This window comes from Gemmatimonadota bacterium, assembly GCA_026705765.1.
Lineage (GTDB): Bacteria > Latescibacterota > UBA2968 > UBA2968 > UBA2968 > VXRD01.
This window is the reverse complement of the sequence record JAPPAB010000054.1, coordinates 111,665-135,440: the sequence shown is the minus strand read 5'-3', so window position 1 is coordinate 135,440 and position 23,776 is coordinate 111,665. Positions and strand designations below refer to the sequence as shown.

Annotated in this window: 24 protein-coding genes; 3 read left to right on the top strand and 21 right to left on the bottom strand. The window is 50.9% G+C overall.

Going from position 1 to position 23,776, the window contains the following annotated elements:
- Positions 1-117: 117 nt before the first annotated feature.
- The 7 genes from speD to OXH16_06990 all read right to left on the bottom strand — a co-directional run bounded on the left by speD (position 118) and on the right by OXH16_06990 (position 6,567).
- The gene (gene speD, locus OXH16_07020; GenBank protein MCY3681130.1) at positions 118-507 is read right to left on the bottom strand and encodes an adenosylmethionine decarboxylase; all 390 of its coding nucleotides are present in this window, start codon (positions 505-507) and stop codon (positions 118-120) included.
- A gap of 8 nt (positions 508-515) precedes the next feature.
- Positions 516-1,286 carry a sugar phosphate isomerase/epimerase gene (locus OXH16_07015; GenBank protein ID MCY3681129.1) on the bottom strand — a complete coding sequence of 257 codons (771 nt, stop codon included), beginning with the start codon at positions 1,284-1,286 and terminating at the stop codon, positions 516-518.
- 45 nt (positions 1,287-1,331) lie between these two features.
- The gene (locus OXH16_07010) at positions 1,332-1,706 is read right to left on the bottom strand and encodes a Rieske (2Fe-2S) protein (GenBank protein MCY3681128.1); all 375 of its coding nucleotides are present in this window, start codon (positions 1,704-1,706) and stop codon (positions 1,332-1,334) included.
- A complete protein-coding gene (locus tag OXH16_07005) occupies positions 1,706-2,818 on the bottom strand; it encodes an amidohydrolase family protein (protein ID MCY3681127.1) in 1,113 nt (370 codons plus the stop codon). The genes OXH16_07010 and OXH16_07005 overlap by 1 nt, the downstream gene beginning before the upstream one ends.
- Positions 2,819-2,873: 55 nt before the next feature.
- The gene (locus OXH16_07000; protein MCY3681126.1) at positions 2,874-3,620 is read right to left on the bottom strand and encodes a phytanoyl-CoA dioxygenase family protein; all 747 of its coding nucleotides are present in this window, start codon (positions 3,618-3,620) and stop codon (positions 2,874-2,876) included.
- 19 nt (positions 3,621-3,639) lie between these two features.
- On the bottom strand, positions 3,640-5,622 hold the full coding sequence (locus OXH16_06995) for a hypothetical protein (GenBank protein MCY3681125.1): 1,983 nt from the start codon (positions 5,620-5,622) through the stop codon (positions 3,640-3,642).
- A 108-nt stretch (positions 5,623-5,730) separates the two neighbouring features.
- Positions 5,731-6,567 carry a glutaminyl-peptide cyclotransferase gene (locus tag OXH16_06990; protein ID MCY3681124.1) on the bottom strand — a complete coding sequence of 279 codons (837 nt, stop codon included), beginning with the start codon at positions 6,565-6,567 and terminating at the stop codon, positions 5,731-5,733.
- A gap of 106 nt (positions 6,568-6,673) precedes the next feature.
- Here OXH16_06990 and OXH16_06985 point away from each other — a divergent pair, with 106 nt between their 5' ends.
- Positions 6,674-7,924: an amidohydrolase/deacetylase family metallohydrolase gene (locus OXH16_06985; GenBank protein ID MCY3681123.1), complete on the top strand. Its 1,251-nt coding sequence runs from the start codon at positions 6,674-6,676 to the stop codon at positions 7,922-7,924.
- Between the two features lie 2 nt (positions 7,925-7,926).
- On the opposite strand, the gene OXH16_06980 is transcribed toward OXH16_06985, so the two are convergent.
- The 8 genes from OXH16_06980 to OXH16_06945 form a co-directional block, all read right to left on the bottom strand.
- Positions 7,927-8,934, bottom strand: a complete 1,008-nt coding sequence (locus tag OXH16_06980) for a Gfo/Idh/MocA family oxidoreductase (GenBank protein ID MCY3681122.1) — start codon at positions 8,932-8,934, stop codon at positions 7,927-7,929.
- A gap of 79 nt (positions 8,935-9,013) precedes the next feature.
- Positions 9,014-9,847, bottom strand: a complete 834-nt coding sequence (locus tag OXH16_06975; GenBank protein MCY3681121.1) for a ZIP family metal transporter — start codon at positions 9,845-9,847, stop codon at positions 9,014-9,016.
- A 58-nt stretch (positions 9,848-9,905) separates the two neighbouring features.
- Positions 9,906-11,132: an SO_0444 family Cu/Zn efflux transporter gene (locus OXH16_06970; protein ID MCY3681120.1), complete on the bottom strand. Its 1,227-nt coding sequence runs from the start codon at positions 11,130-11,132 to the stop codon at positions 9,906-9,908.
- 120 nt (positions 11,133-11,252) lie between these two features.
- The gene (locus OXH16_06965) at positions 11,253-12,635 is read right to left on the bottom strand and encodes an MATE family efflux transporter (GenBank protein ID MCY3681119.1); all 1,383 of its coding nucleotides are present in this window, start codon (positions 12,633-12,635) and stop codon (positions 11,253-11,255) included.
- A complete protein-coding gene (locus tag OXH16_06960) occupies positions 12,608-13,390 on the bottom strand; it encodes an ATP-binding cassette domain-containing protein (protein MCY3681118.1) in 783 nt (260 codons plus the stop codon). The genes OXH16_06965 and OXH16_06960 overlap by 28 nt, the downstream gene beginning before the upstream one ends.
- A gap of 8 nt (positions 13,391-13,398) precedes the next feature.
- Positions 13,399-14,577 carry an ABC transporter permease gene (locus OXH16_06955; GenBank protein MCY3681117.1) on the bottom strand — a complete coding sequence of 393 codons (1,179 nt, stop codon included), beginning with the start codon at positions 14,575-14,577 and terminating at the stop codon, positions 13,399-13,401.
- 8 nt (positions 14,578-14,585) lie between these two features.
- Complete coding sequence (locus tag OXH16_06950) at positions 14,586-15,554, bottom strand: substrate-binding domain-containing protein (protein MCY3681116.1); 969 nt, start codon at positions 15,552-15,554, stop codon at positions 14,586-14,588.
- Positions 15,555-15,606: 52 nt separating this feature from the next.
- Positions 15,607-16,287: a TIGR04282 family arsenosugar biosynthesis glycosyltransferase gene (locus OXH16_06945; GenBank protein ID MCY3681115.1), complete on the bottom strand. Its 681-nt coding sequence runs from the start codon at positions 16,285-16,287 to the stop codon at positions 15,607-15,609.
- A 128-nt stretch (positions 16,288-16,415) separates the two neighbouring features.
- Here OXH16_06945 and OXH16_06940 point away from each other — a divergent pair, with 128 nt between their 5' ends.
- Positions 16,416-18,329: a HEAT repeat domain-containing protein gene (locus OXH16_06940; GenBank protein MCY3681114.1), complete on the top strand. Its 1,914-nt coding sequence runs from the start codon at positions 16,416-16,418 to the stop codon at positions 18,327-18,329.
- Between the two features lie 25 nt (positions 18,330-18,354).
- Positions 18,355-19,713 (top strand): sulfatase-like hydrolase/transferase, encoded by a 1,359-nt coding sequence (locus OXH16_06935; GenBank protein ID MCY3681113.1) that lies wholly within the window; start codon positions 18,355-18,357, stop codon positions 19,711-19,713.
- 66 nt (positions 19,714-19,779) lie between these two features.
- Here the strand turns inward: OXH16_06935 and OXH16_06930 are convergent, their stop codons facing one another.
- From OXH16_06930 to OXH16_06905, 6 genes are read right to left on the bottom strand one after another with little or no spacing between them, the layout of a single operon-like run.
- A complete protein-coding gene (locus tag OXH16_06930; protein MCY3681112.1) occupies positions 19,780-20,040 on the bottom strand; it encodes a type II toxin-antitoxin system RelE/ParE family toxin in 261 nt (86 codons plus the stop codon).
- Positions 20,040-20,282: a hypothetical protein gene (locus OXH16_06925; GenBank protein MCY3681111.1), complete on the bottom strand. Its 243-nt coding sequence runs from the start codon at positions 20,280-20,282 to the stop codon at positions 20,040-20,042. The genes OXH16_06930 and OXH16_06925 overlap by 1 nt, the downstream gene beginning before the upstream one ends.
- A gap of 25 nt (positions 20,283-20,307) precedes the next feature.
- Positions 20,308-21,759: an Asp-tRNA(Asn)/Glu-tRNA(Gln) amidotransferase subunit GatB gene (gene gatB, locus OXH16_06920; GenBank protein ID MCY3681110.1), complete on the bottom strand. Its 1,452-nt coding sequence runs from the start codon at positions 21,757-21,759 to the stop codon at positions 20,308-20,310.
- Positions 21,756-23,213, bottom strand: coding sequence for an Asp-tRNA(Asn)/Glu-tRNA(Gln) amidotransferase subunit GatA (gene gatA / locus OXH16_06915; GenBank protein ID MCY3681109.1), 1,458 nt, complete (start codon positions 23,211-23,213; stop codon positions 21,756-21,758). The genes gatB and gatA overlap by 4 nt, the downstream gene beginning before the upstream one ends.
- Before the next feature lie 12 nt (positions 23,214-23,225).
- Positions 23,226-23,462, bottom strand: coding sequence for a twin-arginine translocase TatA/TatE family subunit (locus tag OXH16_06910; GenBank protein MCY3681108.1), 237 nt, complete (start codon positions 23,460-23,462; stop codon positions 23,226-23,228).
- A gap of 20 nt (positions 23,463-23,482) precedes the next feature.
- The gene (locus OXH16_06905; protein ID MCY3681107.1) at positions 23,483-23,761 is read right to left on the bottom strand and encodes a DUF4321 domain-containing protein; all 279 of its coding nucleotides are present in this window, start codon (positions 23,759-23,761) and stop codon (positions 23,483-23,485) included.
- Between the last annotated feature and the right edge of the window lie 15 nt (positions 23,762-23,776).

The window sequence follows — 23,776 nt, the reverse complement described above, 5'->3', positions numbered from 1 at the left end:
CTCCATTGTATTTAGAGATCTGCAACTAAAGAACGCCCGTCAAAATGAACTGCTATCGCAGTTGTACACCAATCAACGGGCGTTTTGCTGTTTTGATCTCACAAGTTCGAATCACCATCAGCCCCTAAAGTTAAGGTCGGTCTTTACAGCCGATGAATCGCCTTGCCCACGCCTGAATTGTCGGACTTCGATCCGTGTGGATTGGAGTGCGCGTTTTAAGTGAGTCAAAGCACGCCGCGGTTTTGTCTGCGTGCCACAGGTAAAAAGGTCAACCGCTGCAAAACCCTGCTCCGGCCAGGTGTGGATGGTCAGGTGGCTCTCCTGAATGACCACAACACCCGATACACCAAAAGGCGAAAAGTGATGAAACATACTATTGATAACCGTGGCACCTGCGCGTTGGGCGGCTTCAATCATAACCGTTTCAAGCGCAGTGACGTCATTGAGCAGATCGGCGGGGCAACCGTACAGATCGACGAGCAGATGTTTGCTCAGTGCATGGGACATAGGCTCATTCAGGAAAGGATTTTTTCGACATATTCACGCGCAGCAGCACAGGCCTGAACCGGTTCACCCCAGGTGACTTTTTCCAGCTCAATGACGAGTTCGCCCTCATAACCCGCGCCCTTGAGAATACCGATAACATCTACAAAAGGCAAATCGCCCTCGCCAAAAGGTACGGGTATTTCACCCTTTTGATCTCTCAGGTGAACAAGACCAATGCGGTCGGCAAAAGCTTCTGCAAAAGCCCTTACATCAACGCCTGCTGAAAGGAGATGGCCTGCATCCATCAGCACCCTGGCGCGATCGGGAAGCTCGGGCAAAATACCCTGATAATCTTCAATATTCTCGAACAAATTCCCCTTGTGATTGCCTATATTGAGCGTAAAATTGGGGATGCGCTCAAGCACATGATTAATACCCGTAATAAAATCTTCACGCGCCTCCTCTGTGCGATCACCGCCTTTGAGATTGGCACACTGTAGCCGCAGAGCGCGAGAAAGATGGATATCCCATTCGACCTGGCGCATATTGTATCTCAAATCGCGTTCGTCCGTGCTGGAATTGCGTCCCGTAATATTGCGAATATTGAGGCCCGTGAGCGTAACGCCCGCATTGTCCAGACGCTCGCGCACCATACGCACCGATGTATCCGCGTGAACCGGCGAACTCTCGGTAAACGTGCGAAAAAGTTCAATGCGATTAAAGCCCGCTTCTGTGGCAACGTTCAGCGCATCGGGCAAAAGTAAATCGGGACAAACAGTCGTGCTAAAAGTAAGTTGCATAAAGTATCTCTTTAAAAAGTGGTCAGTCCCTCATCCCCTCACATCTCACCTCAGATAAAGCACAACATCATCATCCTCGACCTCCACGCGATAGGTACGCACGCGCAAATCGTCATCTGTAATGGACTTACCGGTCTTCAGCTCAAACTCCCAGTTGTGCCAGGGACACTTGATAATTTCGTTTTCGCGTTCATGGCCGATATCGGTAAAGCGCCCATCGCCCACCTCTTCGCCCTCCCAAACGACCAATGGACGTACGCGCCCCTTGCAGAGCGGACCCAGGCGATGGGGGCAGACATTGCGCAAAGCATAGAGATTGCCATCCACATTGAGAACGCCAATTTCCCGCTTATTAATCGTCACAATTTTGCGCTCGCCAGGGGGCAAATCCGCTATTTTCGCTACCCTGTGTTTCGACATCAGAAAAGCCCAAATATTTCGCCGGCATTCTCGCCCATAATACGCTTCTTTAGATCGCGATCAATATTGCGAAGCACGTGACCGGGTTCATCCCAGTCCCAATGTGGATAATCACTGGCAAAAACAAGGGTATCCTCGGCGTGCATCCAGCGCAAATACGTCTCCAGATCTTCTTTTCCGCCGGGTATATCGGGCATAGGTTGCGTACCCAGGCGAATATGCTCGCGGATATACTCGCTGGGCAGGCGTTTGACCCAAGGCGTATAGTCGCGCAACGCGCGCCAATCGAGATCGAGGTGCCACATAAGACCCGGCAGCCAGAAAGTATCCATCTCGACAAATATAAAGTGGAAATTCTCGAATTTCTCAAACACGCCTTCCACAACGAGACTGGTGACATGAGCCTGTGCAATTTGGGGCCGCGCCATCCGCATCTCGAGATAATAGGTGGGATATCCCGCAGCAGTGGGCGGTGCTGCAAGACCTGCGCCTTCAGCCCCAAAATGAACCGAAACGGGCAACCCGTGTCTCTCACAGACCTCGTAAATGGGATGGTAATGGCGGTTGCCAAAAGGCATGCGGGCGCCCGCGGGCATCATAACCTGCACAAAAGCCGGGTCGGGACCCAGACGATCGATTTCCTTGACCGCAAGTTGCGGATCTACGGGGCAAATATGGATCGAAGCCCGAAACCTCGGGTCGGCACTGATCCAGTGGTCTTTTGTCCAATCGTTAAACGCACTGCAATAAGCCGATGCGTAATCCGGGTTGTTGTGAACAGCTGCTGCATAAGGCCCACCCGTGAGAATCGCGTAATCTATATCATAAACATCGAGGTGCTTCTCAATACAAACCTGTGGCTGATGGGCGGGATTTTCCTTTGGATCGTCCCACAGATCTTTTCGCGCCCCACCTCCTGGCATATTGGTGTACCCAAGCCGGGGCATCATCGTACCAAAATCTTTGATATACTCGACAAAGTGGCGCGGCATATACGGATAGAGCGCATCACCCTTGCCCGAAGAATGATGTACATCGCAATCTACAATCGTCATTTTTGTTAGCGCATTAGCCCTGCCATTGGTACGCGGAACAGTTGTAGTAGCAGACATCGCAACCTCCTATGTGATGGTCAGGAGAATAGATTACTTCCTTTTCAATGTCAAGTCAAACAATATCAAACGCACGCGCCACCACCCAATCGGGTCGGGGATTATCCACCGCACGGGGTGTATTGGATATGGCATTGTACGCGATAATAAATGTCTTGCGAGGCAACGGCGACATATTGTGGCCAGAGCCATGCACAATATTGCAATCAAAAAACAGCACATCGCCCGGCTTTCCCGTAATATGCTCAATATCTTCCTCACAAATTTTTTCTTTCAGGGTACCTGTATCAATACACCACTGCTTATAGCTCGTCGTAACCGTATCCGCATAGTGCTCTTGACGCCCCCATTTATGAGACCCCGATACCACCATCAAACAGCCGTTATTGAGCGTAGCCCGATCCAGAAAAACCATAGCGGAAACGAGACGCGGATCAACCCCATCCCACATCCAGTACCCATAGTCCTGGTGCCACAGCCAGACCGTGCCTTCAAACGCATCCTTGACATTGAGTTTCGAGTGCCAGATATACACATCATCTTTGAGAACCTGTCGAACGGGATGCAGGATTTTCGGGTGACTGATAAGCTCCTGAAAAGCGTCAACACTCCGATGGGCGAGATAAACCTGACGCACAGCACCGCCGCGTTCCCGTTCCCGATGCAACCCGTCATTCTCTCCACTGAGCAAAAGCGGAACATCGCCATTGAGTGCATCAACCTCATCGGATGAAAGCAAACCGGGCATAAAGAGATAACCCTGTTCACCGTATTGTGCGAGTTGTTCGTCAGTCCATTTCATGGGCAACTCCTGAGTATTGTTAATTCCCCATCACGTGTATCTGAAGCGTTTCAAAACCTTCCAAAAATAAATCGACATCTTTCTCCATAGAAACAGGTGGCGCCGTGTTCTCAATACGACGAGGACCACGCGGCGGGGAGTCTGGTGAATTGTCAGGCGACGCGCTTTCCTCAAATGGCATAACAAATGTCAAACGCGCCTTTAAGATAACATTTTCATCTATCCCATTCACGCGAACAAAAAAATCTTCGAGCGTTTCATCACGCCCAAAAGGATCAAAAAACCCAAAAGGACCGCCACCGTCTCCAGCGGAATCTGGCCCTAATGTCGCTGCAGAACCCACTTCGAGTTCATAAATACCTGCGGGAAGCGTATCGGGTATGCTAAATGCCATCTCGATTTCCCGGTCCTCACGCCGCCCCACGCGCAGCGAAGTCGCAACAGACAACGTACTCCCGGCACTGACAACCGTATCCGCAGCAACGCCTACGATTTTTGCAAAACGAGATTCGGACAATATATCAACATGAATCTCTGCCTCGCGCATCTGCACGGCGTAATCATTTCTTGTCATGAGTTGCGAGAGCATCCTTCTCAGGTCAGCAGAAGCATTGTCAGCCAAAGACCAAAGCCGTCCTTCTGGCTCTACATAAAGCCGAGAGCGAGCCAGTATTGAATCTGTCTCCACAAAAGAAATATCCGTCCTGATGCGCACACTGTGATTCGGCTCATTTTCAACTCGGCTAACCAAAGGCCAGAACAAAGCCCCCGCAACGAGATCGGCTGTCTCGAAGGGGTCAAGACCAACCGCTACCCTGTGCGTAAGCTCAAGCACATGCCCTGAAGAAAACGTATAGATGCTCTTGACAGGTATCAATGCTGGCCCCTCGCCAAGCACACCGCGAACCGCAGGCAAACGGTCCTCAGTCAGCGTCCCCCGCACCGTTGGATTCACCGTTGCAAACTTAAACGGCGCTCTTAGATTGGATATTTGACCGAGCACCACTGCTTCTATAATAGGCAGTTCGACCGCACCCAAATCGTCCATCGAATGCCCAAAACCATATATCCGATTGCCATCGACGTATGATATGGTCCCCAAAGCACCGAACGTAACCTCACCCAGCATCAAACCAACCGCCAGGGGCCTACCCGCCTCAAAACTATCCTGACTTTGTGCGGCTCGCCCCGCTGGCGTCAACTCACCTTGAAAGGGCGAATCAGATAGCTGGTATGCAGGATTGAATCCCGTGCCCAGCAGGGGAATAGTCAGAGGTTTAATACCGTTCCCCTCCCAGGTGGTTGTGAGTTTAGTCAATGGAATCGCGCCCTTTTTGCCAATCACCCATTCTATCGGCGTTACAAAAAAATAATACGGCGGGCTATCTTGAGAAGAAAAACCATAAGCAATAGCACCCCATGTACCTTGCTCAGTGAAAATGGGAGAACCACTCATACCCTGGGCAATACCTCCGAGTTGTATCAAAACAGGATCGGAAGCTTCAACCATATAAACAGGCATTGGTGGCAAAAAATCGTCAACCACCTGAATGAACGTCATTTCGAGATCTGCAAGCTGTCCATTGGCAAATTCGGTCCGCATGAATACGGGCGTGCCCACAGGCATATTACGAACCTCATCAATCGAAACAATGGGGGAGAGAGAATAGGGTTTTAATTCCCCTATTGGACGCAAAATATCTTCTGTGTCTCTAAACACCGCTTTACCAAAATGCTCGACAAATAACAGAAAATCGTCAAAAGCAATCTCGCCATCGCCATTCAGATCGTACCTGGATTCGTATCCCGAATCACCACGACTGAATCCAAACTTATCTACAAATTGCAAAAAGTCGGGAAAATCGACAACACCGCTTCCATCAAAATCCGGATTGAAGCCCGATTGTAACGCGCTCTGAAGGGGTTGAATTAGAAACAAAATGGATAGGCTTGCAAAGATCAAAACCTGCGCCAAACAGGTGTAGAACCGCAGTTTCCGCATTAGTTTTTCCTTTCATTGGATTTTAGAAGTTATTTTAAACTATGTCCCAATCACACACTTCAAACAGATTACATCATACCCTCCTCCTCTCTCCCCCAGCCTTTACTATTACTGCACGAGTTTAATTTCAAACAACTTGGGCCACCACTTGCCCGTAACGAAAATGCGGTCAGTCGCAGCGTCATAAGCAATGCCATTGAGCACACCAACGCGGTGGTGCAAGCGATCGGCTTGAGAGAGAATACCCGCGAGATTGATCCATCCCGTAATCCTACCACTTTTGGGATCGATGCGGGCAATGCGATCGGTTTGCCAGACATTGGCAAAAATCTGTCCCTTAATATATTCAAGCTCGTTGAGATAATGAACAGGACCCGTACTATCGGTCACTTCAATACGCCCAACTTCTCTAAATGTATTCGGATCCCGAAAATAAATAATATTCGTACCATCACTCATAATCAGCTTTTCGCCATCGTGAGTAAGCCCCCAACCCTCCGTAGAATATGCAAATTGGGCCTGTAACTCAAATGTGTTCTTATCGTACACAAAACATATACCCGACTTCCACGTAAGTTGATACAGGCGATCACCAAAAATCGCGACACCCTCGCCAAAAAAATTGGGAGCAATGCTTTTCTGCGCCAAAACTGCGCCTGTGGCAGGCATAACCCTGCGAATCATTGAAGCGCCGTATTGTCCGGTACCTTCATAAAAAAAACCATCTTCAAAAACCAAACCTTGCGTAAAAGCATTGGGATCGTGTAAATAGGTATTGACAACAGTATAGGTATAGCTGGACGGAAGCGCAGATTCAGAAGCGGGTGAATCCGCACCTGGAAGAGGCGGCGTCTGGTTGCACGTCGTAAAAAAGAAAATACACCAACAAATAGAGAAACCACGAACACATCTTTTGGTATTGGCAATCAATGGTTTAATTCCCAAAAATTTTCATATATTGGTCAGTTGACACGACTCTTGTTGAATATACGATTATGATGCATAATACTCAAGTAGATGAATATCCGAAAAACGCAATTGGAGGTAAGTCATGGCCGAAGGTAAATTCGACCTGCTGTTAAAAGGCGGACAAGTGATTGATCCTGCCAATAAGGTAAATGGATTATGCGATGTGGGAATTGCAAATGGGAAAATTACAAAGGTAGAAGCAGATATCGCCGCAGAAGAAGCGGACCAGGTGGTAGATGTATCAGATCTGATAGTAACGCCCGGATTGATCGATATACATATCCACGCCTACTTCACCCGTGCATTAGGAGAGGGTCTCTTCAGTTCAAGCCTGAATCCAGACGCACATTTCCCACATTCTGGCGTAACAACATGCGTAGATACGGGAACCGCGGGATGCGAGGAAATCGCGCACTTTCGCCAAACCGTCATGGAACATGCAAAAACGCGGGTCCTGGCCTATATAAATATTTCTGCACCCGGTATGGGCGCACCCGAGCAGGACATCCAAACTTTTGACGTAGATGGTGCCGCACGAGCCGCCCTCGAACACAGCGAAGTAGTCGTCGGCATCAAAACAGCGCATTACTGGACAAGCGCGCCCTTTGACGACATGCACCCACCCTGGGAATCGGTGGAAAAAGCAGTCGAAGCGGGCGATGGATGCAGCATGCCCGTCATGGTCGATTTTTGGCCGCGGCCCGAGCGCCCCTACCCCACGCTGATTCTCGAAAAACTCCGCCCAGGTGATATTCACACCCATGTTTATGCGCGGCAATTCCCCGTAGTAGATAACAACGGAAACGTCGAACCGTATATGTTTGAAGCCAGACAACGCGGAATCTGGTTTGACCTGGGGCATGGCGCTGCGAGCTTCTGGTATCGAAACGGCGCGCGAGCCATTGCCAATGGATTTGCCCCCGACTCCATCAGCACAGACCTGCACATGGGTAATATCTCTGGTACCGTATTCAGCATGCAAGACACCATGTCAAAATGTCTGGCAATGGGCATGACCCTCGAAGACGTCATTTATAGATCAACCGCGACGCCAGCGCGAGCCATCGGACATCCGGAATTGGGCACACTATCAGTGGGAGCAGAAGCGGACATCGCAGTATTGGCCCTCGAAACTGGAAACTACTCATTTCAGGACTGCGGCTATACGCGAATAGACACCGACCAACGCCTGATCTGTCGGCTCACAATTCGCAATGGACAAATCATTTTTGATCGAGACGCGCGCACCGTACCCCATTGGGAAGATGCGCCACCCGAATACTGGCCGGTAACGGAAACACCCGTCAGGGTCCCCAGATTGTGGCGGGCATGACGTCAATCCAGCGTTTCTGGACGCACCATCTCGCCCCGTGCGGCCGATGTATCGGCCGCACATGCCGCCGCGAGTGAGTCGAAGGCATCTTCACCGGTCACCGCGATCGGTGCATCATTCACAACCGAATCGACAAACGCGCAAACGGCCCCCGTGATCCCCGACGCTGTACTGTTGTCCAAACCGCTTAAATCTTCCCACTCCTCTGCTCCTTCGCGATAGACATGCGTTCCCACAATCATGCCTTCAGAAGCAACCACTCGGAACATATCATCGAGAAAATTCGAACGCGGCCAGCGCGCCTCGTAGGTCACCGTAACCTGCCCCACGACGCCACCTGCGAACTGAAACAGGGCGGATGTTGTCTTATCTCTCGGGAACTCCAGATTGCCGAGCCGATTGGCGAAAGCACAGACAGACTCCACAGGTCGTCCTGCGAAATGTCGCGCAAGATCCACTTCGTGAATGCCCGAACCGTTCAACGCGCTCCGACCCGCCTCTACCGACGCATACCACGGCGAACGCGCAAATTGCCCACGCTTGTCCTGGACCGCATCGATACGGAGGTGAATCAAATCGCCCACTTCGCCAGCATCGAGAATCGCTTTGATTCGCTTGAAACGTGGCCGGAACCTGCGCTCGTGCGCTACCATCACTTTCTTTCCCGTCGCCTTCGCCGCAGCCAAAATTGCCCGCGCATCCTCGAGATTCGTCGCAAGCGGTTTTGTCTGCAACACATGGGATCCAGCCTCAAAGCAGGCCGTTGAATGTGGCCGATGAAGATGGTCAGGCGTCACGACACACACCGCGTCGGGACGCTCCTTTTCGAGCATAACCTCAATCATCTCATAGACGGCATCCACCTTGTCGTGCTCCCTGCGAACCATTTCGGCTTGATCGGCGTCCAGATCTACCAGGACAACCCTATCTACATCCGAATGCCCAACCAGCCCACGAACAAAATGCTGGCCCAACCCAAGCCCCACTACTGCTGCCTTTATTGATCCCATAACGTCTCCTTTATGGATTAGCAAAAAGGCGATCCACCGCGTAATGGACCGCCTTTTCTTTTTTTAACATTCCTCAGCGTCAATGCATTTCGTGCGTCTCCGACCCGTGCATAGCTCCGGACTCGATAAAATACAGCCCATACGCGAGAGCGATCCCTACGAGAAAGCACACAGTGAGCTTAACTCGGTCGTGACTGTGAAAATGGATTTCCGGTAGCAGATCGCTCAGGGAAATACACAGAAACGCGCCGGCTGCAAAGACCAGCACATACCCGATCACCTGTTCCTCCCAATGCCCCAAAAGACCAATCCCCCAAAAAGTCAGTAAAGCCACCACCGGACAGAGCAGGGCGAATCCGATATTAACTGCTATACGAGCACGGAGGCTATGACCCGCGGCCTGCAACAAACCGATAATAGAGAACGCGTCGAGTGGCTTGTGGAAAAGAATCGCAAGAAACACTCCGAGTCCTGCTAAACCAGCTTCGCCTTCATGCAGTTCACCAACCCGGATGCTGGTGCCCAAAGCGATGCCCTCGGTCACCGTATGCAGCCCCAGCCCCAGAGCAATGCCGATCACCCTGCTTTCGGGACTGGTATGCTCATGGAGAAAATCACCTGCCTCATCGCTGAAATCGTGCTGGTGAAAGTGAAAGATACGCAGCAACAGAACCATCAGTACGATGCCAAACACCATCAATCCCATGGCTTTTTCGACAGCACCTGGCCCGGGAATCCATACCAGACCGTGTGGCACGAGATGATACAGGGCAATCCCCAGAATGAAACCCGCAACAAAACTCATCACCGTCTGGATGCGCGTATGCGTCATGGTAACCTTTGCCGGCAAATATCCGCCGAGCAAAGACGCGGCAATGATAGCGATAGAGTATCCTATAAAAAGAGGTAGCAAATTCGAATCCGCAGTGATTTAAACCAAAAACTCAAATGATCTGGATTGATTATAGATATCACAGTTTGAACAGAGGGCGGATATTGAACAACATATCCTCATAGCCACTCTTAAAAGCACCTGCGCGGAATCGCCAAACAATCAGGGCAATCATGGCAAAAGCACTGCCCCATTGGATGAGTTGAATGGTCTCTGACTCCGAGGGACCAAGGTACACGGGAATCGTCACGCCGAGGGCGAGAAGCAGAAGATCAACCGCAATGCCCAGCACGACAGTAACTGCGATCACCGATGAGACATAGATGGATGCAAAGCGCGTGCCGAACTGGCTGACAATAATCGCAATAGTGCCCGTATTGGTCGCCGGTCCAGTCATCAGAAAAATCATCGCCGCGCCAGGACTAAACCCCTTGGCGACTAGCGCGGCGGCTATCGGAGTACTCGCGGACGCACAGATATAGAGAGGTACACCAACCAGCACCATAACGGGGTAGGACAACCAGCGCGCATACGCATTTGACATCAGATCGCTCGGAATCGCCAGATAGATCACGCCTCCCAGCGCGATGCCCACGATCAACGCAAACAGAATATCGTCCGCTATTTCTACAAAGCCATAGCGAAAAATATGCCTGACGACTTTTTTAAAAGTCAAATCGTCCTCAGAAATTTGTTTGTCGTTGGCCCGAACCATATCGCGTTTGTCGTGCTTGACCTTCCTCACCCAACCAAAAAATAACGTCTTCAGTTGTGAGGGACTAACGTAGCAATCATCGCTTCCAGACACCAGAGGTTCGTGCCCATGGTCGTGGTCACATTCATGATCGCAGTCTTGACCACGGTCACGACTGCGATCGCTCCTCTCAGTCTCGTCGCGATCATCTCGTATGAGACCAATACAAAAAATACCGGCGACGACAGCGGTAATAAAACTGATGATGGGCCTGACAATAGCGACAATAAATCCAAAAAATGCGTTCGTGACCAGAATCGAATCCGCACCTGTTTCCGGCGCCGTGATCAGAAAAGACATACAGGACGAACGGGACGCGCCCTTATTGCGCATCTCGGCAACTACTGGCACAACCGAGCAACTGCAAAGCGGCACCGGCACGCCGACGGCAGCACTTGTGCTTACGGATTTCAAGCTATCCTCACGCAACCACCGCAAAATAGCTTCACGCGAGATAAATACGTGAATCAAGCCAGAAAGAAATAGCCCCAGCATTAGCATAGGCGCTAACAACAAAAACGATAACCAGAGAAAATCAAGAAAACTGGTCAATACCTGGAGAACTTTTAAAACCAATTGACCTCACCCTCTCTGCCAGACAGATGACGTGCTGGCCATCAACCCGGGCTGAAAAATTTTATCGCGATATACTAAAAGTATATAAGTGAAAAATTAAATCTGATGCTTTTTCCAATGGCCCTGGGCGAATTTGCGAACGGTAAGTACACCCTGTACAATACTGTAAACAATAAGCGCGACCCATATACCTTCAATATCAAACCCAAGCGTAAACCCCAGAACATAAGCGACGGGCAGGCGAACGAGCCACTGGGCAATCAGGGTATAATACATCGGAGGCATCGTATCGCCAGCACCTCTGAGACTCCCGCTACTCGTATTGGAGGCACACAAAAATGGTTCGGCAACGACCATCGCATAAAGGTAAATGACACCGGTACTGATCACCTCTTGTGCATCCGTAAATACCGACATAAAAACTCCGGCAAACACCACGGCGGGCAGCGACAGGGCAATATTGGTCACAACTGAAATAAAGAGAATAGTCCAACCGTGGCGCTCTGCACCAGCGGGCTCTTTCGCCCCCAAATGCTGCCCTACCATAGCTGTTGCAACCGTGCCAAAAGCCAACCCGGTTCGCCGCAAAATGTGTTCTACCTGACCCCCAATAGCATACGCCGCAACCGCAGTTGTAGATAATGTGGACATGGCAATGAGTTTGAGATAAACCACACCTGAGCCATTGCGCAATATGCCTTGCAGACCAGAGGGTACGCCAATCTTGAGGATGCGACGCGCAACATCCCAGTTAAATCGGTAAGATGTATCGGGCAAAAGCGTGAGCGCAAAACGCCCGCTATAAAGACACCCAAGCCCGATTAAAGTTGCCGCACTGCGCCCCAAAAGACCGCCCACAGCAGCCCCCACAACGCCCATTTTCGGCAAACCCCAGTGACCAAAAATAAGAAGAAAACACATTACAATTTGAATACTACTACTGATCAAACTCAGATAGAAAGGCGTACGCGTATCCCCAGCACCCTGAAAGCAACTCGCAATCGCGCGATTCAGCGTCATAAAGGGAACGCCCAAAAAGAAAACCTGTAAATACGGCGTACCCAGAGCCGCCACCTCGGAATCGGAGGTCATCATCGGAATCAAAAAAGGCGAAAGAACCAAACTACCCAGGCCAAAAGCGATACTAAACAAAAAAAGCAGGGAAAACGCCTGCTTCGCCGCTGCACTGGCTTCGCGCATAGAATCTGCGCCAATCGCCTGTGCGACCATCGTCAGCGCGCCTCTCGAAATGGACATCATCGCAGTGAAGAGCACGCGCGTAAACACCTGAGCAATACCCACCGCAGAAAGGGCTACGGGACCGAGCTTCCCGATCATAAAGAGTTGCGCCATATGCACAGCCGTCTCGATCATGCCTCCCCCAGCAACGGGTAAGGTCATCCCGAGGATCTTCCCTGTTAGCGAAAGATCGACTTTGCGCTCAGTGGATTCTACTGTCGTTTCGAGTGGTTTGGACATAAAGTTAAAAGATGTTCGGGAATACCCTGCCCCATCACCATAGCTGCGACATCGTCCTGCGTGACATCGCAGATCGGAAAATCGCCGACCTTTTCGCCGTGGCTGAGAATAGTTGCCCGATCAGCAACCTCAAACACATGGGTAATATTATGCGTAATAAAAATAACTCCTAACCCTTTTTCTTTAGCAGCCGCAATATAGCCCAGCACCTTGCGCGTTTCGCCAACAGAAAGCGCAGAAGTCGGTTCATCGAGAATGAGCACGCGAGACCCAAAGTGAAGGGCGCGGGCTATGGCAATCGATTGTCGCTCGCCACCGGAAAGACGGGCAACGGATTCGCTCGCATTGCGAATGTGAATACCTATCTCACCCAGCGCCGCGGCCGCGCCTGTATCCATCGCCGCCTGATCGAAAAGCGCAAACGGACCGACCCGCTTAACGAGTTCTCTCCCCAGATAAAAATTGCGCGCAATGCTCATACTCGGCACAAGCGCGAGGTCCTGATAAACGGTCTCAATCCCCAAATCTCGGGCATCCTGTGGCGAGTCGAACCGAATGACCTCATCCCCAAAATACATATCGCCTTCACTCGGCGGATAAACACCCGTAATCACCTTAATCAGCGTAGATTTGCCCGCCCCATTATCGCCTAAAAGCGCGAGAACTTCGCCATCCTCAAGCGTGAAATCAACGCCTTTCAGCGCGACAATATGCCCAAAGCGCCGACCGATATTTTTGAGTTCGAGCAAAGCCACATGTATCCTCAGCGTTCTTTCCGCACAAAATTGTTAATCACAACAGCCACAATCATAATAGCACCAATAGCACCCCGAAAAGCATTGGAGGGAACCTGCATAAGAACAAGCCCCGTGCGCAACATACCGGTCAGCGCAGTGCCAATAGCCGAACCGATCAAACTGCCATACCCCCCTGTAAGCAGCGTGCCACCAATGACAACCGCGGCGATAACCTCGAGTTCCAGCCCCGTACCGCGCAACGGATCGACGCTCTTGAGTCGTGCGACCTGAATAATACCCGCGAGCGCAGCGAGAAATCCCGAAATGACAAAATTGGTCACGCGCACGCGGTCAATCCGAATACCCTGCAAACGCGCCGCCTGGGCATTGCCCCCCGTGGCAAAAACAGCATTGCCAAAACGAGACTGACTCAAAATAATCGCAAAAACCGCGGTCAGCCCTATCCACCACAGAATGCCAGTGCGGTAGTTCCCCGGTTCAATGCGTCCATTGAGCGCGTAAAAAAAATCAATTTTAACCGGCATCAAAGGATGGGGTAAAAGTGCCTCAATGACGAGATAAGCGACAAAAAGAAGCGCTGCAGCAACCAGGATTTTGGACTTTACGGACTGATTTCTCGCCCGCCAGATATCCCGCGCTATCCACAGAACGAGAAAAAAAAGTGCGAGCGTCAAAATAAAAACCACTGGACCGGGCACTTCGAGAATCGGAGACTCGCGCGAATAATCGGCATATCGAATAATGCGCCCACCGGAAATAGCCGTAAGTGGAATAGCGCGATAAGCGAGCATCGTCCCCAGCGTAATAATAAAAGAGGGAATGCCCGTGGATACCAGAAGCAACCCATTGATCAGACCGAGCAAACAGCCGACAACTAATCCAATTCCTGCCCCGAGTAAAATAGGTACACCACTTACGGTTGCATAGAGAAATGCGAGAGAAGACACCCCCAGAATAGAACCAACTGAAAGGTCAAACTCTCCAGAAATCATCAACAGCGTAATACCGATCGCGAGGATGCCCGGAACGGCCTGACTATTGAGAATGGAAGAAATCGCGCTATGGGAGAGAAATGTATCTGGCGTGGCGAGTGCGAAAACTAAAAATATAACAGAAAAACCCGCTGCGGCGCCGGCTTCTGGCGAGCGCGCAAGGCGGGTGCGAATGGCGTCATAAGGCTTCAACAGAAATCCTATCTATAACCTGCGGCCACTAATCTGGCAATGCGGTCAACATTTGTTGCATTGATGGCGAACGGACCTGTGAGCACATCCTGTGCGAGCGTAAGACCATAGGCATTATTCAAATACAAAAAAGAAACAGTCAGATAACCCTGCAAATAGGGCTGTTGATCGACAGCCTGAACCGTATATCCCCTCCGAATATGGTCAAATATAGACGTACTCGTATCGTGGGTAACATGCAAAATTTCGCCAGCTTTTTTTCCCTCTTCCTCCACAAAAAGATAAAAAGCATCAGCTGGCAGTGGTCCCAGGGTGGCGATGGCATTGGTTTCGGGATGCCCGAGAAAATAGTCGCGCAACAAGCCTGCAGACTGCTCGACATCGTTAGATATGGTCAAACCATCAACTACAATACCTCTCTCCTCAAAAATACTCGAGAACCCGGCAAACCGCGCTTCGAGACCACTGTGCCCGAGCTCCTGGATAGGACACACGGCGCGTTGAACCGCTATCCCGCGCTTTTCCGCCTCCGCGAGAATAGCTCTTGCATTGGACTGACCGCCGAGATACTCGCTGGCACCCACGTAAAATTGCGTGGGCAATGCATCACCCCCCCCCGCATTGGGATCCGCCGTATTGAGCACAATAATGGGAATACCCGCCGCGTGTGCGCGCACAACACTCTCCCGGATAGCTTCGGGATCCGGACACGTAATACCAATACCATTGACCTTATTTGCAATAGCGTCATCGAGGAAATTGGGCATATCCGCAATTGAAAATGTGGGATTGCTCAGCCATTGCACATCCACATCATAGCGCCTGGCCGCATCTTCCATCCCCTTGATCACGACATTCCAGAATGGATTTCCCGGTCCCCCATGCGTGACAAAAGCAAATTTATAGCGCTCCTGAGCGATTGCGGGATGCAGACAAGAGAAAGCAAAGAAAAGCACAAAAATGTAGCGAATAATCATTCAGAACTCCTATCTCGAAATGATGACTGCGCAAGATACGCGCCCAAAAAGATCAAGTCAAGTTCGACAAACAGACATGGGTATGCGGTAAGGGATCTATGCCCGTAGCGAGTATTGTCGCACGCGCATGGGCGAGAAGAAGATCGAGTTCATCGGGCGTATCGACATCAAACCAGGGAGGAACGAGACCGAGCGTATGTCCAGCACACTGAACGCGGTCAATAGTCTGCGCCAGAACCCCGGGCGTGCTCCATTCCACATCCTCAAAAATCTCCGGCGTAGATTTTGAAACACCAACGAGATAGTATCCACCATCTATACTCGGACCTAAAACAACATCCTTTGCACGCAGCAAATCGAATGCCTGTGTAATATGGCTGGCTGGAAGAGAGGGAATATCCGTACCAATGAGAACGGCTGCCGATGCACCAGCGTCGAGTTCTTGAACAAGAGCTTCTCGCATACGAACACCAAGATCATCCTGCACCTGAGGAACGAACTCCCATAGCGCCTTCATCCCCCCACCAAAAAGCGCGCAAACCTCAGACCTTGCATCGGACGGATCAAAAGCGATCACCCGTCGATCAACATCGATACTTTCGGCCCGCTCCAGCACATCGCGCACAAACGCGGTGTACAGGGCCGCAACCTGATCGGGTGCATAGCGCGTCTGCAACCGGGTCTTAACCGCTCCGGGAATTGGATTTTTGACAAAAACGATTAGAGAAGTCATATAAGAAGTGAGAATAGGCTGTTTACCCAAACATAAAATTTTTGTATGATAAATGACATAGTACCGGAAAATGCTCTAAAAATCAACTTATTGAGTCGCCCTCTCAATCCCAAAGGAGAACCAGAAACATGAGTTTCCGCACCCGAACATCTGATTTTACCCCCCTCACATATACCACACCCGACCGTCTGGTCACAGATTTTGCAAGCCGGGGCATAGTCATACTCGCTCCCGAAGACCTGGGCATCCCTGCCGAAATCCACAAACGCGTTTACGATCACGAAAAAAAGGCTTTAAGCGAAAAAAAACGCGTCACAACGGGCATCATCCCCGACGTACTCGAAGTCCTCAACGCACCCGGCCTCGTCTCAGCCTGTGACCAACTCGCAGGTAAAAATTGGGCCATCGTCCCCTTTACCCACAACGCAGTCTTTACCAGCGGACCCAGAGATCAACACTGGCACAAAGACGACAACGGTCCCTACAACAGTCGAAAACAACGCCATCATCAGGCCGTCCAACTGGAAATGCTGTATTATCCTCAAGACGTCAAAGCAGAAATGGGGCCCACAGCAACCATCCCCTACTCACAATATTGGACCTTTAACCACGAAGAAAACCACGACAACTTTGCGGGCGCAGACCACCTCGATTTTGCCTACTTCTTCGACATGCAAAGCGAACACGTCAGCGGTCCCCAATCCAAATACGATATAGAAGACATCGTCAACCAGCGTACCGCCCACGACATTCGCATGCGCGATGCCGTCACCGACACACAATGGCCTCTCGTACTCCCCTTTGAAGCAGGCCCACTCCGCGCAGGCAGCGTGGTCATCTACTCGCACAACACCTTCCACAGAGGCAACCACCGGCGCGATGACTGGCGCACCTGGGAAGACAACCCGCGCTTTATGTGGCGCTTCTGGCTCTATCGCACTACCGATCCATCCCCCAACGGTTTAACAACCGCTGTACCAATGAACGACCTCGGCATCGACCCCATCACCAGCGTCAACCTCTCCGAGGCACCAGACGATGCCACCGAAGTGTGGCGCTATCATCATCACTGGATCAAAACCGGCCAGGCACCGCCACCGCGTCCCGAATCAAAATCTGCCTCGCAAACAGAAAAAGAGCGCGCAGCCAAAGCCCTATTCGAACAACTCCACGCCAAATACGACGAAGCTGAACCCGTCCGAATTGGAGCAGCTTACAAACTCGCCTCAATTGGCGACCCGGCATTGGCCACCAAATTTCTCGGACGCGCCCTCTACACCGACCGCGAAAATGTGCGACGCGCAGCCACATACGGCCTGATCGCTGTGGGACCAGACGCGACAGACACACTCATCGAAGCAACCCGATCGCCCATCAAATGGATTCGCAAAGCAGGCGTCTATGGCCTGGGCGATGCCAGCCATCTCACAAAGGACGTACTCGACGCAGTTACCACCTGCTTACACAACGATTCCTCTGTCTATGTCCGTTCTGTAGCCGCGGGAACCCTGGGCTGTTTGGGACGCCGTGCAGTAGCTACCGGTAAAGGCACTGATCTAATCCCCGCTTGCATCGATGCGCTCTTACAAAGCCTCAGCCGAGAAGAAAACCGCCCTGGCATGGACAAAGCACAAAAACGAAGCATCAAATTTGTTCGCCCAACCGACGACTGCGACGTCTGCGAAGGCAGTGGCGTCGATTTTGGCCTCGACCGCTTTGATCCCGTTCGCTCTACCGTCCGGGAAAACGCCCTGTGGTCCATCGTCATCCTCTGTTCCCACGGCGCCAAAATCCTCGGCAATACACTCGAACCGACAATCGAGACCTTGAAAGACATTGTCCGAACCGACAAAAATGTCATCGACGTCGGATTCGCCATGGACGCGCTGATTCGCCTGGTCAAATTGAGCCCGAATGAAGTTCCTCAAATCAACCGGAAAAATCTCCTGAATATCTTGAAAGAGCTCCCCGTACACAGCTGGGAAACCTTCATCCGCGGAGGCCTTAGCCTGGACACCGTATCAGAACTCAACCAACCCTGACAACACACCTAAAAATGGAGAACCTATGTCTCAGGACCGACCGAATATTCTCTATATCATGGACGACCAGCACCGATGGGATTATCTGGGATCAATGGGCGCTGATTTTGTCAAAACACCTAATCTGGACCGGCTGGCCGAGCGCGGCATACAGTTTACACAATGTATAACAAATTGCCCGGTTTGCGCGCCATCTCGCATTGCGGTCGCATCCGGCCTACAACCCGTTCGCCTGGGGGCACTGGGTAACAACAATTTTCTCCCACGCACAGCCACAACGTATTACCAACGGCTACGCGATCACAATTACTACGTAGGCTGCGTGGGCAAACTGGATCTGGCAAAACCCGATGGGTACAATGGACGCGACGGAGATAGGCCAGCTACGTATATGTGGGGCTTTACGCATCCCGTTGAAGTCGAAGGCAAAAGCCATGCTGGCAGGGGCAGAATTCCCCAGGGACCCTACAATCATTTTTTAAAAGAAAAAGGCTTACTCAATGCATTTGTCGATGATTATTCGGCGCGAAGTGGCCCCGCCTCGTGTCATGATTCGGTACTGCCGACCGAAGCATTTGCAGATACGTACATCGGACAGCGATCTGTGCAGTGGATTGAAGACATACCAGACGATTTCCCCTGGCATTTATTCGTGAGTTTTGTGGGACCACACAGCCCATTTGATCCCCCGACTGAATATGCTGAACGATATCGCAACGCCGAGATGCCAGATCCGATTCCAGCGACAAGCAAAGGTAAACCCAAAAATATTGAAAGCAGCAGAAAAGGTCTAACCGAGGCCGAGATTCTAAAGACGCGCCGGCAATATTGTGCGTACATCGAACTGATTGACGCTCAAATTGGCGAAATATTAGACGCGGTTGAAAAGCGGGGCATGATGGACAATACGTACATTATTTTTGCCAGCGACCACGGTGAAATGCTCGGCGACCACGGGCTTTACGGCAAAAGCGTGCCCTATGAGGCTTCGTTGCGCGTACCGCTTATTGTGGCTGGACCTGGCATTGAAGGCGGCAGGGTATCGGCAGAACCAGTAGAACTGATCGATACCAACGCCACGATCTGCGAATGGGCCGGGTTGCCACCACAGGAAAATATCGACGCAAAATCACTGGGACCCGTTTTGAGAGGCGAGACGAATGATCACCGCACAGAATCGGTGAGCCAAATTCGTAATTTCAGGTTGATCCGCACGAAAACACACAAACTGATCGAAAACAACAACGATATCAATGAGCTTTACGACCTGGAAAATGATCCCAATGAACTGAACAATATCGCCCGTGAAAACCCGGATATTGTGAGGAAACTTGGCAGGCGGTTAGACGAGAGATTCAAAGAAGGTGCCTGGCTGCGCGGTTAAAGAAGAACATGATGGCATTTATATGGAATTGACCCGTTTTAGTGAACAACTCATCAGCCAGCATATCTAATCTCTGTACACTTCACGACGATGCCTGGCATAGTGAACAACAATCTCTCGTTTTGTCCGATTAAAGGTATAGAGGACGCGATAATCGCCAACTCGCAACTTGAACATACCCCTCCATTCTCCCCTAAGTGCTTCGGGTCTAATCGCGTCAAAATTCTCGGCTAACCATCGCAGTCTTGTAAGCACACGCTGTGCTATTGGCGCATCCAAACGGCCTAAATCGGATTCGGCATTGGACTTAAATTCTACCCCATACATCACCAGGTCAGCCCCAGTCTTTCAGCGACTTTCTGTGCAGGTACAGTTTTACCAGCTTTCACATCAGCAATGGATTGCTTAAGTTCTTCGACGAAGTCATCGCGCAATTCCAGCCCCTCATCGGGGTCGACCATCATTTCTGAGAGCGTTTGTATGACAACTTCTTGCACGAGCTCTCTAAACTCATCAATTGTTAAATCTGCAACTTTTGTTGCGCTTGTAGAGACATTTGAATGAGCCATTTTCAGTACCTTTCTAAGATTTATATCAACTCAATTTCTCCCTCAACAACTGACTGGCTTTTTGGGGATTGGCCTGGCCTTTTGTGGCTCTCATAAGCTGTCCCATAAAGAACCCCATAAGCTTTTGGTCGCCGCCTTTAAAACGCTCAACCTCCTCGGGATTATCGGCAATAATCTGGTCGATCACGCCATCGAGTTCACCCGCATCGCTAATCTGCACAAGCCCCTTCTTCTCAACAATAGCCGCAGGACTATCCCCTGTCTCCACCATATCGTCGAAAACCGTTCGCGCGATACTGGTACTGATATCGCCCTTATCGATCAAACCAATCAACTCCGCAAGGAGTTCGGCTGAAACGCGCAAATCGCCAATCGCGATCTTCCGATCATTCAGAACGCGCATCACATCGCCCTGTATCCAAATGGCCGCAAGTCTGCTCTGCACACCCGCCGCAACCGCGGCTTCAAAATAATCGGCAATATCTCGTTCCGCGGTAAGTACATCAATCTGATCGCCGGAAATATCGTAAACCTCTGCAAACCGCTCGCGTTTGTCCTCTGGCAACTCTGGAATCTGGCTCTGAACGCGCTCAACCCAGGCATCATCTACGACAAGGGGAACCAGATCCGGATCGGGAAAATAGCGATAATCGTCCGACTCCTCTTTTGTACGCATAGCCCGCAAAATATTGCGATCGGGATCGTAGAGCATCGTCGCCTGCTCAATCTCACCGCCGGTCTCGAGCAAATCAATCTGCCGCTGAATCTCGGACTCGATAGCGCGCTGACAATTGCGAAAAGAATTGACATTTTTGATCTCAACCTTAGTACCAAGTCGAGTTTCTCCAACAGGCCGAATCGACACATTGGCATCGATCCGCATGTGTCCTTTTTCCATATCGCCTTCAGAAACACCCGTGTACACCAGCAATTGATGCAAACTCGTCAAATAGTGAAAAGCTTCCTCCGACGTCGAAAGATCCGGCTCACTCACAATCTCGATAAGCGGCACCCCACAGCGATTGACATCCACGAGAGACTCCCCTGCAGCCACAAAAGCCTCCTGGTGGATGCTCTTGCCAGCATCTTCTTCCATATGGATACGCGTAAGACGAATGGTCTTTCTACCCCCATCAGCCGTGGGCACATCAACACCCCCACCAGTAGCCAGGGGCATTTCTTCATTCGATTGAAACTGCGAAATCTGATACCCCTTGGGCAGATCGGGATAAAAATAATTCTTCCGCAAAAAACGGCTGCGCGGTTGAATGGTACAACCAGCAGATAGTGCAACGCGCATCGCCAGTTCAACAACATTTTGATTCAACACGGGAAGCGCACCCGGCAAGCCCAAACACACCGGACAGACATGGGTATTGGGATCCCCCCCAAATTCGGCACTACATCCGCAAAAAATTTTGGTCGTGGTCGCAAGTTGGGCATGCACTTCCAGGCCGATGACAGACTCGTAATTCATGACGCCAACCCTCTTTCAACAACCGCAGACGCACTCAAAATGGTCTCCTCGGCAAAAGCATTGCCGAGCAACTGCAAGCCTATGGGCAAGCCTTCGGTCGATGTACCACAAGGCACCGAAATACCGGGAATCCCCGCGAGATTCACAGAAACAGTATAAATATCGGAAAGATACATCTGGAGCGGATCGTCGAGTTTTTCACCCAGCTTAAATGCCGGAGTAGGCGATACGGGCGAAGCGAGGAGATCGCAGGATTCAAACGCGCGGTCAAAATCTCGACGAATAAGCGTGCGCACCTGTTGCGCCTTGCGATAATACGCATCGTAATACCCCGCACTCAGCGCATAAGTCCCCAGCATAATGCGACGCTTGACCTCTGCGCCAAAACCCTTGCTGCGCGTTTGAACATACATATCAATCAGGTTTTCTGCCTCATCTCGGAAGCCGTATTTCACCCCATCGTAACGCGACAAATTTGACGATGCCTCAGCCGTGGCAACAATATAATAAGCGGCAATAGCAAAGGCGGGATGCCCAGCAGTTGGCAGCGAAACCTCGCGAATAGACGCGCCATTTTCTTCCAGAATTTCAACCCCTTGCATAACGGCATCGCGAACATCGGCTTGCAGGCCCTCGCCAAAAAACTCTGTCGGCAAGCCAATGGTGAGACCATCAACGCCTCTTTGGCAGGCCAAAAGGTAATTGGGCACGGGTACATGAGCAGAGGTAGAATCTCGAGAATCGTGCCCGGCGATGACGCCGAGCAGGGTGGCCGCATCTTCGACAGTACGCGCAAATGGACCAATCTGGTCGAGAGAAGAGGCGTAAGCGATCAGGCCATAACGAGAAACGCGACCATAAGTGGGTTTAAGCCCCACCACACCGCAGAAAGATGCGGGCAAACGAACAGATCCTCCAGTATCAGACCCCAGAGTCATAAGAGCCTGACCGGCAGCAACAGCAGCAGCAGAACCGCCGCTGGACCCACCCGTTACACGGGTTTGATCGCGTGGATTTTTGACCGCACCAAAATGGGAATTTTCGCTGGAAGAGCCCATGGCAAACTCATCCATATTGAGTTTGCCCAGGATGATTGCATCGGCCTGACGCAGACGGGAAACAACGGTTGCATCATAAGGCGGGATAAAATTATCGAGAATTTTTGAAGCACAGGTCGTGCGCAGCCCTTTGGTACACAACACATCTTTCAGGGCAATCGGAATGCCTGCAAGAGGGCCAAGGACCTGACCCTCTGCGGCCTTTTGATCGACAACATCGGCAGCTTTGAGCGCGCCTTCTTCATCAATGGTGATGAAGGCATTGATATCGGGATTTGTATTTTGGATATGCGCGAGAATCTCTTCCGTTATTTCGCGGGCTGTGTGCGTACCCGTGCGAATGCCCTGTACAAGCTCCCGCGCTGTTTGGGCGGAAAAAACAGAATCGTCAGCCACCCTGCCTCCAGATTACGATTTTGTTTCTGTACCCGATGTTGTCTGTGTGGTCTGTGTGGGTTGTGGTTCGGGAGGCGGAGCAGTATTGACGTTATTTTCTATCTCCGTCTGAACATCCCTTACGCCGCGCTTAAATTCGGTAATGCCCTTGCCGAGAGACTGGGCAATTTCGGGAATGCGTTTTGCACCAAACACCAGCAGGACAACGACCAGAATCAATACGATTTCCCAAGGTCCCATGCCGAACATGTCACACCTCCTGAAATAACTCAATAGGAATACTTGACGTAGTACCAGGCTATTCCTATACCGAGAAAGCTCAACACATTGAAGCTGAGCGAAAAACCAAATGTAAGGGTCATAACAATCAAGTTGATCTCAATGGGATTGAGCTTATAGACATAAGATTCGATAAGCACTTTTTCTGCCACATTATTTTCCAGGCCGAGGCCATCAAAAATAACAGCAAGGACCTGGCCAACCACGTTGCCAGCAAGAATGCCAATAAAGATCGCAACAAGGAGAATTCCCAGACTTTTTCGCCTCATAATCACGCTTTAAAA